A 13256-nucleotide genomic window follows, 5' to 3' on the forward strand; every position below is an offset into this window, starting at 1 on the left:
ATGCCTGGTACGAGCGACAGCGCGACGGGCTAGGAGAGGAGTTCCTCGTGGAGAACCGCGCGGCGATGCAGGCGGTCGTCGAGGCGCCGACGGCCTACGCTGTTCTGCACCGCCAAACACGGCGAGCGCTCGTCCGGCGCTTCCCCTATGGGCTGTTCTTTCGTCTGATGGATGACGTCGTCGTCTTCGTCGCGTGCTTTCACACGCGCCGAAGACCCGAGTCATGGAAGCGGAGAGGCTGAGGGCAACGTCGGTGTTGGGACGGGGGTGAACTCCCCCGCTCAGCCCTTCGCGTCGTACCCCGCCTGGAGCAGCTTCGCGATCGTGGAGAGCTGCATGTTGGACGTTCCCTCGTAGATCTTCCCGATCTTCGCGTCGCGGTAGAGCTTCTCGACAGGATAGTCCTTGGTGAAGCCGACGCCGCCCATGAACTCGATGCAGAGCGACGCCGTCCGCTCGGCCACCTCGGACGCGAACAGCTTGGCCATCGCCGCCTCCTTCACGAACGGCTGGCCCGCGTCCTTGAGCCGCGCGGCGTTGTAGACGAGCAGGCGCGCGGCCTCGATCTCCATGGCGACGCGCGCGTACTGGAACTGCACGCCCTGGAAGCTCGCGATCGACTGCCCGAACTGCTTCCGCTCGCCCATGTAGCGCATCGCGTGGTCGAACGCCCCCGCGGCCAGGCCGAGCATCTGCGCGCCGATGCCGATCCGGCCCTCGTTCAGCGTCTCGATGGCGATCTTGTAGCCCTTGCCGACCTCGCCGATCACGTTGCCCTCCGGCACCTCGCAGTCCTCGAGGACGAGCTCGCACGTGCTGGAGGCGCGGATCCCGAGCTTGTTCTCCTTCTTGCCTACCGAGAAGCCGGGGAAGGAACGCTCGACGACGAAGGCCGTGATGCCCTTGTAGCCCTTCGTCGGATCGACGTTGGCGAACACCAGGAACACCGAGCTCTCGTTCGCGTTCGTGATCCAGAGCTTGCGGCCGTTCAGGATCCAGCGGTCGCCCCGGCGCTCGGCGCGGGCCGCGAGCGCGAACGCGTCCGAGCCGGAGCCCGCCTCGCTCAGCGCATACGAGCCGACCCAGTCGCGGGAGAGCCGCGGGAGGTACCTCTCCTTCTGCGCCTCGCTGCCCCAGCGGAGGAACGCATTGGCCACCAGGGTGTTCTGCACGTCGACGAGCACGCTCACGCTCGGGTCGACCACGGCGAGCGCCTCGATCGCGAGGATCGCGCTGAAGAAGCCCGCTCCAGAGCCGCCGTACGCCTCCGGGATCTCGATGCCCATGAGGCCGAGCTCGAACAGCGGCGGGAGCAGATCGCGGTCGAGCGCGCCCTCTTCGTCCATCGCCGCCGCGCGCGGCGCGACGCGCTTCCTGGCGAAATCAAGCACCGAGTCGCGGAAGAGGCGCTCCTCGTCGGAGAGCTGGGTGAGCGGGGGGTGGGACACGACGGTTTCTCCTTGTGGGCCCATGGCGCAGCGCGGCGCCGTGGCGGCGTCGCCCCACTATGCTACGCGAGGGCCGCCAGCGAAAGCCGTTCGAGCGCGCCCCGCCCCCGGCGTCGCCGCGGCGCAACGCAGGCCACGCCGCGCCGGCGACGCCGGGGGCGGGGCGCGCGGCCACGAGCCGCCTCATCCGTTGTGTCGTCGCTCGCTTCGAGGTCAGGATCGTCCAGGCTGCTACGCGCGTTGCTTCGCCTGGACGCTCACGCGCGCTTGCCCGCGGGCGCGTCGCGCCGGCGGCACCGGAGCAGCCTGTGGGCGAGGCCGAGGTGGTCGGTCTCCGCCTCGACGACGAGGCCTGCCTCGTCGATGCAACGCCGGATATCGGCGGCGCTGTACATGCGGCTGTTGCCGTTCGCGAGGCACGTGAAATACAGGGAAGAGCCGTGAAGACAGTGGACCGCCACCTCGTTCGTCTGCCGATCCCAGAACGTGTCGAGGATCCAGAGCACCGTCTCGTCCCCCATGGCTGACGCGGCCCGCCGGAGGATCTGGACGATGTCCGGCTCGGAGAAGCACACGAGAAACTGGCTCATCCAGATGGCGTCGAAGCCTGTCGGGAACGCCTGGCCGTGATCCAGGAAGTCGATGGGGGTGCCCACGATCCGGCCGAGCAGGCCGTGCTGTTCGACGTTGACGCGCGCGTCCTCCAGCTGGCCCGGAAGGTCGAGCAGCGTGACGCGCACGTCGGGGTCGTGCGTGCAGCACTGGATCGCCCACCGCCCCGTGTTGCCGCCGATGTCGAGGAGCGTCCTCGGCCTCCGCTCGAACACGAGGGGAAGCGCCTCGGGGAACGCGGAGTCGGAGTAGAGGTGATCGAACGCAAACCAGCTCTCCCTCACCTTCGGCGGGAGCGCCGGGAGCGCCTCATAGACCGTCGGCCACTCGCCAAAGACCTTCAGGCCAGCCGGCTTGCCGCCCTCGATGGCCTCGTCGAGAAAGCGCATGCCCTCGTAACAGACGTCATGGATGAAATCCATGTTGATGCGGGTCATCCTGTCATTCTCGACGATGACCCCGACCCGCGTGATCTTGTAGCGCTCGCCACGCTCTCGCGGCTCTGCGTGGACGTTCGCGCCGCTCGCGTCGCCTGCGCGCTCCACCAGACCGAAGCTCAGGCTCGCCTCCAGCAAGGTCTTGGCCGCATAGGCGGAGAGGCCGGTGGCCTGGGCGACCTCGGCCGGTGTCCTGCCGCGCTTGCCAGCGCGCTGGAGCGCCCGGAGGACGCCGCGGTTTCGCATCACCCGCGCCACCTGGAACATGACGGGCGCAAACGCGATGCGCTGGGCGGCGAGCATGGCGTCGAGGGTGGGATTCGGGGCGGGATCGTTCTTCATCGAGCTCCGGTCGTCGTGGATGGGGTCGAGGTTAGCGTGCACCCTAGCGCTGGAGGAGCAAGACGAAGCCGCAGACGCCCGTGAACAGCAGCGCGCACTCTGCCCGACCCTCGTCGGCGAGCGAGATCCCCGTCACGCCGCAGAGCATGCCGAACACGAGGCTCGCCACGCTGATCCGCCGCCGCTGGTCGATCGACCGGACACGCGGCGGAGTGGGCGGTCTCGTGCGGTACGGGCTTGCCACCCCGTGATGATACCACCAGCGCCGGGATCACAAGGACGCCGCCGCGATGTCGAACAGCTCCTCGTCGGTGAGCGGCAGCGGGTTCGCCTTCATGCTGCTCGCCGCCTTGGCCTTCGCGACGAGCGCCGGGAGGTCCGCCTCACCCATGCCGTAGCGCCGGAGCCCCGGGATCGCGAGGTCACGGCAGAGCTCGCGGACCCAGGCGATCCCTTCCTCGGCGCTGGCCCCGGCGCGCCCCGTGACGAGCGCGGCCAGCTCGTCGAAGCGCGGCAGCGCGCGGTGAGCCGGGTCGCGCGCGCGCAGCGCCCGCAGGTTGACCTCCAGGACGGCGGGTAAGAGCGCCGCGCACACCGCGCCGTGCGGCGCGTCGAACATGCCCCCCGCGGGCCCCGCGAAGCCGTGGACGGCCCCGAGGCCGGCGTTCGCGAGGCAGAGGCCGCCGAGCAGGCTGGCGATCGCGAGGTCGTCCCGGACCGGCGCGTCGGCGCCCTCCAGGACCGCGCGGCGCAGCGAGCGCGCCGAGCGGCGGATGCCCTCGCGCGCGAGGCCGTCCGTGAGCGGGTTGCTGCGGCTCGACAGGAACGGCTCGATGAGCTGCGAGAGCGCGTCGAGCCCGCTCGAGGCGAGCACCCCGGGCGGGGCGCCCGCGAGCAGGTCGGGGTCGACCACCGCGAGGCACGGCAGCATGTGCGGGCTGCGCAGGCTCGCCTTCACGCCGGCCTCCCGCGACGCGAGCACCGCGTTGCGCGTCACCTCCGCGCCGGTGCCCGCGGTCGTGGGGATCGCCACGAACGGCACGGACGGCCTGGAGAGCGCTCCCCCCTTGCCGATGACCTCCAGGTAATCGAGCGGGTCGCCGCCGTTCGCGACGAGCGCGGCGATCGCCTTGCCGGCGTCGATCGCGCTGCCGCCGCCGAGCGCCACAACGACGTCGCACCGCTCGGCCGCGGCCCGCGACGTCCCCTCGCGGGCGATGTCCACCGTGGGCTCGCCCGCGACGGCGAAGCGCACCGCGGCGACGCCCGCCGCGGCGAGCCCGGCGAGGAGCGGCGCGGAGCGGCCGGGATCCTGCCCGGTGACGACGAGCGCCCGCGTCCCGCCGAGGCCCCGCACGGCCGCGGGCACCTCGGCGACCTTGCCCGCGCCGAAGGCGATGCGCGTCGCGGTGGCGAACTCGAAGGCGGGTTCATGGCCGGGAGGCGTCATGTCAATACCCCGCGTCGTCAGGGAAGACATTGACGTATTTCCGGCTGGTCCGCGGCTCGGCCATCATCTCCGCGACGGTGTCCCGCCACCGCTGGTAATGCGCCGTTTCCTTGTGTGCGGCGGGCGCTTCCTTGGTCCTGTAGACCTCGACGAGCACGAACCGCGCGGGATCCTCGGTGTCCTGGACGACGTCGAACCGGGCGATCCCCGGCTCCTTGACGCTCTCGCGCGCGTTCTCGAGCGTCGCGCTCCGGAAGGCGTCGACGAGCTCGGGTCTGACACGTACATGCACATGCACGACGAACAGGCTGTTGGACATGCGCGCAATCTAGCTCGGGCGCGCTGCCGCAGGAACCCGGCTCGCGCCGCGGCCGGCTTTCCGGGAGAGCGCGCGCAGGCCGCGCGGGCTCGGCCGAGCGCGCCGCCTCCGGGCGGGGGGCGGCGGCGGGGGGCAGGGCGGGCGCGCGGGTGGCGGCGCGGCCCGGCAGAGCGCCGTCGCTCCCTGCGTGGACTCCCGACTTGGCTCGGCCGGTTCGCGCACTACGATCGTCGTGACCCGGCGTGCGGCTCGGCAAGCGTCGAGTGCATGAGCGCCGCGAGCGAGGAAGGTCGATATGGCGGATCCGACCACGGAGAGCCCGCAGCCCGATGCGGCGCGCTCCATCGCGCTGCATTCCATCGAGTTCAGGTCCGATCACGGTCTCCTGAAGGACTGCAAGGGGGAGAGCGGCTGGAGGAACGAGGGGGCCCTGTGCCCACGGCCGGAGTGGACGCCGGGGGGCTCCGTCCCCCTCTCGATCTCGATGGGGCGGCACATCGTCGTCCGGCTCGAGCTCGCGCAGCGCGACGCCTACAGCGCGGCGGCGGCCGAGATCCGCGCCGTGGGGCCGGGGGGCATCGTCCTCGAGAGCCGCGGCAGCGGCGCCGTCGCCGCGCCGCTCGATCTCTTCTCCTCGCGGCAGATCGGGAGGAAGATCCAGAAGTTCAACCTCGCCCTGAGCTGGTCTGCTGGGGCGGGAGTTACCGTGTCGCCCGCCCGGACCTCGAACGTCGTCTATGTCACGATGGGCAGGCCCCAGACCGACAGACAGGATGTCTGGCAGGAAGATGGGGTGACCTTGAAGCGGATGGACAGGGCGGTCTCCTGGATCGCGCCGATGGATACCCTCAATCCCCACGAGATCGTGGAGGGGGTCATGGCCAGGTTCCCGACGTACACGCTCTTGCCGAGCCCCAGGGTGCCCCGGAAGTACCATCACCCGACGTACATGAACAACGAGGGCGGCGCCTGGCCGATGACCGATTACGTGGAGGAGAGCGGGGAGTGCCAGGCGATCGTCCGCCTCCTCCGCGGCATGCTGCGCCAGCTCGGGATCCCGGGGCGGACGCGCATGATCGTGGTCTGGGGCGACCCCAACGTGGGCGGCGGGCGCAGGGCGCTGTCGGCCGATGTCGAGCAGAACCCGTGGGCGGGGCTCGACGCCACGAAGGTCGAGGGCGGCCGCGTGTGGCGCGCCGCGCTCGTCGACGGGCCGGTGGAGGTGGGGAGGACCTATCCGGCGTCCCATACGCGCATGCCCGACGGGTCGCTCAGCCCCGGGCTCAACCGGTACGAGGCGTCCCTCGAGTTCTCCCACGGCGGCGTGACCAGGTATTACGCGGGGGGCGCCGGCGTGTTCGATTCCGTGGAGCCGATGCTGGGCGTCTTCTGGGGGCTCATCTGGTTCAGCTCGGCGCCGGACGACGGGTACCGCGTGGAGCAGATCGTGGCGACGTACAGAAACGGAGGCTGGGGATGAGCGCGGACGCATTTCACAAGCAGGACGTCGACGCGAAGATCGCGGGGTGGCTCGCGGCCGTGGCGCGCGTCTCGCCGGAGGGCTTCACGGCCGTCGAGCGGTTCGACGACGTGCCGGCCCAGGCGCGCGCGGAGTCGTTCTACTGGTGCGACTCCATCTTCCGGGACGAGCTCAACCCGCACGGCGAGGCCGTGAAGGCGCGCCACGCGTTCCATGCCGCCACGGACGATACGCCCGACCTGCTCCGCCACGAGTACGCCGCGGGCGGGCTCGGGCTCACCGTCATCGAGGGGCGCAACTTCATTCTCGTCCAGGTCGATCGCGCGAGCCTCGATATCCTTTCTCTCTGCGGTCCAGACCGCGCCGCCGCCGTGCGCCGGGTGGCGGAGGCGCTCTTCAACACGGGCGTGGAATCGAGCGCGGTGGGCATTCCGGTGACCTCCGGCCCGGCGGCCTGCCCGGACGCCGCCGGGACACAGGAGCTCGAGGAAGGGACGGTGTTTTCGAGCAATCCGGCCGTGGACCCGGATCTCCTCACCTGCTGGAAAGACCGCACGGAGTGCGGTGTTCAGGGCGGAAGGCTCTACTTCCTCTGCTACAAGAAATCATCCCAGCGCGTGGGGTTCGCGAACGCGTGGCAATGGTTCGACGACCGGAGGGCCGGGGTCGGGTGAGGCGGGGGTAGGCGCGGAGCGCGGGGACGTGCGGGGACGTACGAGGACGCGGATCACCGCTGCGCCGGTATTGCGTCTCCGCGCCGCGCGCGGGATGTTGCGCGCGTGGCGGGACCACAGGCACCCAGGATCTTGATCTTCCCAGGCGGCCCCTCGGGCGCTGCGCAGGCGCTCGCCGCGGCGCGCGGCTATGTCGCGGTCCCGGCGCGGGACGTCGAGGCCGGGCTGGATCTCCTGGCGACTCAGCCGTTCGACGTGGCCGTGCTGGCGGACGAGGGGCCGCTCGAGGGCACGCTCGCGCTCTGCCGGCGGCTGCGCGCGGCGCCCGGGGGCGATCGCGTGGCCGTGGTCGCCGTCACCGGCAGCGCGGGCGCGACCGCGGCGCTGCTCGAGGCGGGCGCGACGGTCGTGGCGGCGGCGCTCGAGCCGTCGATCGCCATCCAGCTCGACGCGGCGGTGTGGTGGGGGCGGCGGCCGTCGGCGCACGTGGCCGACCGGGCGCCCGCGGAGCGCGCGCTGCTCGAGCGCGCCGCGCGCTCCTTCGGCGACGCGTCCGCGGAGGTGATCAAGGCCGCGGAGGACGCGCTCCGGACGAGCGAGGAGCGCATGCGGCTCGTCGTGCGCGCCACGAGCGACGCCTTCTGGGACTGGGATCTCTCGTCCGGGCGCGTCACCGGCAGCGAGCGCATGCGGAGCTTCTATGGCACGGGCGGCGCCGACATCGAGGAGGACGCGGCGTGGTGGTTCGAGCGGGTCCACCCCGAGGATCGCGATCGCGTGATGAACGGGCTGCGGCGCGCGATGGAGGGGGACGAGGGCACGTTCGAGCTCTGGTACCGGTGCCTGCTCGCGGACGGCAGCTACGCCGACGTCCACGACCGGGGCATCGTGCTGCGCGACGCGACCGGCAGGGCGTACCGGATGCTCGGGGCCGTGTCCGACGTCACGGAGCGCCGGCAGATGGAGACACGGCTCCAGCTCGCCGATCGCATGGCCTCGCTCGGCACGCTCGCGGCCGGGGTGGCGCACGAGATCAACAACCCCCTCGCGTACATGGTCGCGAACGTCGATTTCGCGCGCAAGGAGCTCCGCGCGAAGGGGGCCGGCGCGCGCCTCGACGCGCTCCTCTCGGCGCTCGACGAGGCCGCGGAGGGCGGCTCGCGGGTACGGCACATCGTGGGCGGCCTGAAGACGTTCTCGCGGGCCGACGACGGCGAGCTCGGCCCGGTCGACGTCGACCCGGTGATCCAGCTGGTCCTGCGGATGGCGCAGCAGCAGATACAGAGCAAGGCGCGGCTCGTCCTGGAGCTCCGCCCGGTGCCGGCCGTCCGCGCGAACGAGGCGCAGCTCGGCCAGGTGATCCTGAACCTGCTCGTGAACGCCGCCCAGGCGCTGCCGGAGGGGAAGGTGTCGGAGAACGAGATCCGGATCTCCACCGCCCCCGCGCCGCCCGGCCGCGTGTGCATCGAGGTGTGCGACACCGGGCCAGGGATCGCGCCGGATCTGCAGAGCCGCATCTTCGACCCGTTCTTCACGACGAAGCCCATCGGGGAAGGGACGGGGCTCGGGCTCGCGATCTGCCACGGCATCGTGACGAGCTTCCGGGGCGAGATCGGCGTCGAGAGCGAGGTCGGCAAGGGCGCGTGTTTCCGCGTGCTCTTGCCTGTCCACGACCGTCGCGCGGGGGCAGGAGAGGAGCGCGACGCCGCCTCGGGCGGGGCCTCCGACGAGTCTCCCGAGGAGGCCGCTCAGTAGGCGCTCCGCCGTCCTTGGCGGACGGGCTCCGACAGGTGGCGCGCCGTCCGTGCTCCGGCGCGCCGCGGGGCCGCTCCGCGGGACCGACCGCTTGCCAGGGCCGCGGCGTTCGCTCAAGTTGCGTCACCGGCCCCATGAACACTCGATCGGTCAGGGCCGCAGCTGGGCTGCTCGGCGGGGCGGCAGAGGAAGCGCGCCGCGCGGCGCAGTCCGGTCGTGAGGTTCGGTCATGATCGAGAAAACGGGCCGCATCCTGGTCGTCGAGGACGATCTGGATATCAGGAGCATTCTGACGCAGCTCCTCGTGTTCGAGGGGTACGACGTCGAGGAGGCGGCGGACGGCGCCGAGGCGCTCGCGCTGCTGCGGCGGGACGCGCCGCCCGCGCTGATCCTGCTCGATCTGATGATGCCGGTCATGGATGGATGGCAGCTCCGCGCCGAGCTCCAGCGCGACCCGGCGCTGGCGTCGATCCCGGTGGTGATCGTGTCCGCCGACGTGCGGGTCGAGCAGGAGGCGTCGCGGCTGCGCGTCGCGGGCCTGCTGAAGAAGCCGCTCCAGATCGAGCCGCTGCTCGAGCTGGTCCACCGCATCTGCGGCGCGCCGGCGTCATGAGCCGGGCCGGGCGCGCGCGCCCATCGAGCGAGATCGAGCGCCAGCGCGGCGCTCAGGCGGCCCGGGGCCCTGATCAGGCTCCGGGGCGCGGCGCTGCCTGACCGGCAGCGCCCGCGGCGGGCGCCTTCCCCTCCGCGAGGCGGCCGGCGCCGTGCTCGTGGAAGTACTCTTCCAGCCGCCTGTCGGCCTCGTCCCCGAAGAGGAGCTCGCACGCCTCGCGGAGGCCGGGCGACCTCGCGAGCGCCTCGCGGCGGAGCAAGAGCGAGATCTTCGTGCGCCGCCGCAGGAAATCATCGAGCTTCGCGATCATCTCGTGCTTCGCGGCGTGGGCGACCTCGCAGCGCAGGTCGTCCGCCCCTTCGAACAGCGGATCGGCCATCCTCGGATCGCGCTGGATGTCCTCGAGCAGCCCGAGCGCCTGCGCGCCATAGCGGCGCCATAGCCGCGTGCTGAGCGCCTCCGACGCGCGCGGCGGCGTCAGCGCGTCGAGATCGAGGGCGCGCGCCCTGTGAAAGAACTCTTTACGAAGCGCCTCGCCCGGCTCGCCATACCAGCGCTGCGCAGGGCGGGGCAGCGCGACGCCGAGCCCCCGCACGGCGGCGCAGACCTCGTCGCCCACGTTGATGCAATCGGTGAGCTTGCCGCCGAAGATGCTCACGTGGGCCTGCGCCCCGTCCACCTCGAGGGCGTGCTTGCGCGAGAGCTGCAGCCAGTCCTCGCCCTCTCCGCCGCCCTCGACGGCCAGGGGGCGCACCCCGCAGCGCTCCGCGATGACGTCGGCCTCGGTCAGCGGACGGGGCAGGTTGAGGCGCTTGTTGATGTTGGAGAGCACGAAGCGCCGATCTTCGGGCGTCACCGCCGCGCGCGGGCCCTCGACGCGGGTGTCGGTCGTGCCGATGCACGTCCTCGAGCCCATCGGGATCACGAAGAACAGCCGGCCGTCGTCCGCGAAGAACGTGAGCACCCGCCGGCTCGCGGTGAGCCGATCCACGATGAGGTGGATGCCCTTCGAGAAGATGTGGCGGTGCCTCGTCCGCTGGCCCGTCAGCTCGTTGTGCGCGTCCACGAACGGCCCGCAGGCGTTCACGAGCACCCGCGACCGGATGGAGATGTCCCTGCCCGACAGGACGTCGCGGGCGCGCGTGACCCACGCGCCCCCCTCGCGCCGCGCGCCGAGCGACTCGACGTAGTTGGCCGCCCGCGCGCCGTGATCGAGCGCCGCGCGCACGAAGCCCCAGACGAACCGCGCGTCGTTGTCGACGAGGTACGCGTCGGAGTACTCGAATCCTCCGTCGCAGCCGTCCAGGTTGACGATCGGCTCCTCCCGCGCGATCGTCCGGCGGGAGAGCAGGCGCGGGATGCGCGTGAAGAAGCTGCCGATGATCCAGTAGAGCCAGGTGCCGAGGAAGAGCTTGAAGAGCCCGTGGCGGAAGCCCCGCTCGTGCGCGGCGTAGAACCGGATCTCCTGCACCGACGACGGGTAGCTCCTGAGGAGGAGGTTCCTCGACGTGCAGAGCTTCCGCACGAGCGGAAACTCGAAGCTCTCCATGTACTTGATGCCGCCCCAGGCGAGGTTCGACGACTCCTGGCTGGTGAATCCGGCGAAGTCGCCCCGATCGATCAGCGCGACCTTCGCCCCCCGCGCTGCGAGGGCCGCGGCCGCGACGGCGCCGTTGATCCCGGCGCCGAGGACGAGGACGTCGAACGTGTCGCGGCTCAAGCTGTCGATGTTCGTGGCCCGCAGCATCGATGGCGATCCGGCGAAGGCGCGGCCGGCGCGCGCCCCATGTGCTTTATCACGTCCCCGCCGCCTCGGGGCGGCGGACGGCGCCCGACGCCTCGCTCAGCCCATCAGCCCATCGGCCCAGCTGCCGTCCTCGCCGCGGTACGCGTCGGGGGACGACGCCGACGGGATGCGGCGCGGGCTGCTCTTCGCCGCGGCGGCGTGGCCGGTGTGGAGGTGCTGCCAGCGCGCCATCTTGGTGTAGACGCCGCCCCGCCGCAGGAGCTCTCCGTGCCCGCCGTGCTCGACGATGCGGCCGCGCTCCATCACGAAGATCTGGTCGCAGTCGACGACCGTGCTCAGGCGGTGGCTCATCAGGACGATCGTCCGCTTCCCCTTCAGGGCCTGCAGCGCCTCGCCGATGGTCCGCTCGTGCTCGGCGTCGAGCCCGTCGGTCGGCTCGTCGATCACCAGGATGGGCGCGTCCGTCAGCAGCGCGCGCGCGATCGCGATGCGCTGCCGCTGGCCGGCCGACAGGTTGAGCCCGCCGTCGGCGATGGCCGTCCGGTAGCCGTCCGGCAGCGCCTCGATGAAGCCGGCCGCCCCCGCCATCTCGGCCGCCCTCCGGATCTCCGTGTCGGTCGCGGAGGGGCGGCCGTACGCGATGTTCTCCGCGATCGTCGCCGGCAGGAGGATGCTGTCCTGGAGGACGAGCGCGATGTGCCGGCGCAGGTCCGCCACGCGGACCGCGCGCGTGTCGATGCCGTCGAGCCGCAGCGCGCCGCAGGTCGGGTTGTGGAAGCGCGGCAGCAGGCCGAGCAGCGTCGTCTTGCCGGCGCCGACCGAGCCCACGAACGCGACCATCTCGCCCGGCCGGATCGTCGCGTCGAGCCCGCGCAGCACCGGGTGGCCCGGGCGGTACTCGAACCCGACGCCATCGAGCGAGAGCGCGCGCGGCTGGGGCGGGAGGGGGGCCGCGTCGTGCCTGTCGGCGACCGCCTGGTCGCGGTCCAGCACCTCGAAGACGCGCTGCGCGCCCGCGACGCCGCCCTGCACCGCGGCGCCGGCGCCGGTCAGCTTGCAGAGCGGGTCGTAGAGCATGCCGAGGTATCCGAGGAACGCCGTCAGCGCGCCGAGCGTCATGCCGGCCTCGCCCCCGCTCGCCCGGGCCTGGACGATGAGGTAGCCGCCGTAGCCGAGCACCAGCGCGCCGCCGAGCCCGAGGATCGAGCCCATGGCGAGCGTGTGGCGGAGCTCGTCGTGGTGGAGCCGGAGCCACGCCTTCACGCTGTTGCGCAGCGTCGTGTGGAAGCGCGCCTCCTCGTCCGCCTCGCGGCCGAACGCCTGGACGAGGCCGATCGACGCCATCGAGCGCTGGACGGACGTCGCGAACTCGCTCTCGACCTCCTTCGCCTCGGTGCACTTCTTGTGCAGCACGCGCCCGAACCTGGCGTTCGTGAGGAGGAGCGGCGGGACGACCGCGAGCGCGAGGAGCGTGAGCTCCAGGCTGCGCGAGGCCATGATGCAGATCATCACGGCGAGCGTCAGCGCGCTCCCCATCACCGCGACCGCCACGTTGAGGATGCCGTGGAACCCGGAGGCGTCCTGGTTGAGCCGGTAGAGGGCGTCCCCCTGCGGCTGCGCCCGGTGATAGCCCATGTGGAGCGCCTGGAGCTTCCGGTACACGTCGCGCCGCACGCGCGTGAGCCCGCCATAGCCGATGCGGAACGTGAGCAAGGCGCGGCCCATGCCCACGAACTCCTGCGCCACGCGGAGGACGAGCGTGATCGCCGCGAGCCCGAGGACGCGGCCGAGCAGGCTGTCCGGGAGCGGCGCGAGCAGGAGGCGATGGACGAAGTCCCCCGTGCGCGGGCCGGTCGAGATGAGATCCACGATCACGGCGACCGGCCACACCTGGAGCAGGCTGATCGCGATCGAGACGCAGACCAGCACGGCGAGCGCCCCGAGGCGCGCCCACTCGCTCTTGAAATAGGCGCCCACCCGGAGGAAGAAGCGGACCCGCTCCGCGCCGGCCGGCTGGCTGGGCGCGGCGCGCGCGGCCGTCAGCTGCGCGGTCGTCCGCGGGGCATGCCTCGAAAACCTGACCCTGCCTTCGCGCCGAGGCGAAGGATGATAGTGCTTGCGGTGAGCCGGTGCGCTCATGGTTCGCTGAGCTCTCTCCTGTCTACGGCTGAGGTGGTCGTGGGCGGCCCATCTCGGGCCCGGCCTGACGATCCATCGGTTACGACCGGTAGCGAGGTATCGCCGCTGGTGTAACAGCCCAACGCGGACGCGCTCTACGTGAGTACCCGAGAAGAGGCCGGCGCTCGCTGATTTGCTGCGCGGTTGTCCGGGACTCCAGGGCCGGTGACGCCGGCGCGGCCAACGGCACAGGCCGACGGC

11 protein-coding genes are annotated in these 13256 nt (G+C 71.8%); 4 read left to right on the forward strand and 7 right to left on the reverse strand.

Going from position 1 to position 13256, the window contains the following annotated elements:
* Positions 1 to 281: 281 nt before the first annotated feature.
* The 5 genes from WMF34_RS06225 to WMF34_RS06245 all read right to left on the reverse strand — a co-directional run bounded on the left by WMF34_RS06225 (position 282) and on the right by WMF34_RS06245 (position 4608).
* A complete protein-coding gene (locus tag WMF34_RS06225) occupies positions 282 to 1448 on the reverse strand; it encodes an acyl-CoA dehydrogenase (RefSeq protein WP_012233800.1) in 1167 nt (388 codons plus the stop codon).
* Positions 1449 to 1705: 257 nt separating this feature from the next.
* Positions 1706 to 2839, reverse strand: coding sequence for a class I SAM-dependent methyltransferase (locus WMF34_RS06230; RefSeq protein ID WP_012233801.1), 1134 nt, complete (start codon positions 2837 to 2839; stop codon positions 1706 to 1708).
* A gap of 43 nt (positions 2840 to 2882) precedes the next feature.
* Complete coding sequence (locus WMF34_RS06235; RefSeq protein WP_437298260.1) at positions 2883 to 3083, reverse strand: hypothetical protein; 201 nt, start codon at positions 3081 to 3083, stop codon at positions 2883 to 2885.
* A 27-nt stretch (positions 3084 to 3110) separates the two neighbouring features.
* A complete protein-coding gene (locus tag WMF34_RS06240) occupies positions 3111 to 4289 on the reverse strand; it encodes an iron-containing alcohol dehydrogenase (RefSeq protein ID WP_437992718.1) in 1179 nt (392 codons plus the stop codon).
* A 1-nt stretch (position 4290) separates the two neighbouring features.
* Entirely contained in the window at positions 4291 to 4608 is a 318-nt protein-coding gene (locus tag WMF34_RS06245) for a putative quinol monooxygenase (RefSeq protein ID WP_012233804.1), read from the reverse strand.
* A gap of 295 nt (positions 4609 to 4903) precedes the next feature.
* Here WMF34_RS06245 and WMF34_RS06250 point away from each other — a divergent pair, with 295 nt between their 5' ends.
* The 4 genes from WMF34_RS06250 to WMF34_RS06265 all read left to right on the forward strand — a co-directional run bounded on the left by WMF34_RS06250 (position 4904) and on the right by WMF34_RS06265 (position 9130).
* Entirely contained in the window at positions 4904 to 6088 is a 1185-nt protein-coding gene (locus WMF34_RS06250) for a hypothetical protein (protein ID WP_437992719.1), read from the forward strand.
* Positions 6085 to 6762 carry a hypothetical protein gene (locus WMF34_RS06255; RefSeq protein ID WP_437992720.1) on the forward strand — a complete coding sequence of 226 codons (678 nt, stop codon included), beginning with the start codon at positions 6085 to 6087 and terminating at the stop codon, positions 6760 to 6762. Before WMF34_RS06250 ends, WMF34_RS06255 begins: the two co-directional genes overlap by 4 nt.
* 132 nt (positions 6763 to 6894) lie before the next feature.
* Positions 6895 to 8517, forward strand: a complete 1623-nt coding sequence (locus WMF34_RS06260; RefSeq protein WP_437992721.1) for an ATP-binding protein — start codon at positions 6895 to 6897, stop codon at positions 8515 to 8517.
* Between the two features lie 229 nt (positions 8518 to 8746).
* A complete protein-coding gene (locus WMF34_RS06265; protein ID WP_012233808.1) occupies positions 8747 to 9130 on the forward strand; it encodes a response regulator in 384 nt (127 codons plus the stop codon).
* Between the two features lie 73 nt (positions 9131 to 9203).
* Here WMF34_RS06265 and WMF34_RS06270 read toward each other — a convergent pair whose 3' ends face one another.
* Both WMF34_RS06270 and WMF34_RS06275 read right to left on the reverse strand, forming a co-directional pair.
* On the reverse strand, positions 9204 to 10877 hold the full coding sequence (locus tag WMF34_RS06270) for a glycerol-3-phosphate dehydrogenase/oxidase (protein ID WP_012233809.1): 1674 nt from the start codon (positions 10875 to 10877) through the stop codon (positions 9204 to 9206).
* Between the two features lie 96 nt (positions 10878 to 10973).
* On the reverse strand, positions 10974 to 13016 hold the full coding sequence (locus tag WMF34_RS06275; protein ID WP_437992722.1) for an ABC transporter ATP-binding protein: 2043 nt from the start codon (positions 13014 to 13016) through the stop codon (positions 10974 to 10976).
* Positions 13017 to 13256: the final 240 nt, after the last annotated feature.

It is taken from the genome of Sorangium sp. So ce145 (genome assembly GCF_051525985.1).
In the GTDB taxonomy this organism is placed as follows: Bacteria; Myxococcota_A; Polyangia; order Polyangiales; family Polyangiaceae; genus Sorangium; species Sorangium cellulosum_B.

Bases quoted from the DNA above. Each gene is read 5' to 3' on its own strand.
- WMF34_RS06230 (WP_012233801.1), bottom strand. From the start codon at position 2,839: ATGAAGAACGATCCCGCCCCGAATCCCACCCTCGACGCCATGCTCGCC.
- WMF34_RS06245 (WP_012233804.1), bottom strand. From the start codon at position 4,608: ATGTCCAACAGCCTGTTCGTCGTGCATGTGCATGTACGTGTCAGACCC.
- WMF34_RS06270 (WP_012233809.1), bottom strand. From the start codon at position 10,877: ATGCTGCGGGCCACGAACATCGACAGCTTGAGCCGCGACACGTTCGAC.
- WMF34_RS06265 (WP_012233808.1), top strand. From the start codon at position 8,747: ATGATCGAGAAAACGGGCCGCATCCTGGTCGTCGAGGACGATCTGGAT.
- WMF34_RS06275 (WP_437992722.1), bottom strand. From the start codon at position 13,016: ATGAGCGCACCGGCTCACCGCAAGCACTATCATCCTTCGCCTCGGCGC.
- WMF34_RS06250 (WP_437992719.1), top strand. From the start codon at position 4,904: ATGGCGGATCCGACCACGGAGAGCCCGCAGCCCGATGCGGCGCGCTCC.
- WMF34_RS06240 (WP_437992718.1), bottom strand. From the start codon at position 4,289: ATGACGCCTCCCGGCCATGAACCCGCCTTCGAGTTCGCCACCGCGACG.
- WMF34_RS06255 (WP_437992720.1), top strand. From the start codon at position 6,085: ATGAGCGCGGACGCATTTCACAAGCAGGACGTCGACGCGAAGATCGCG.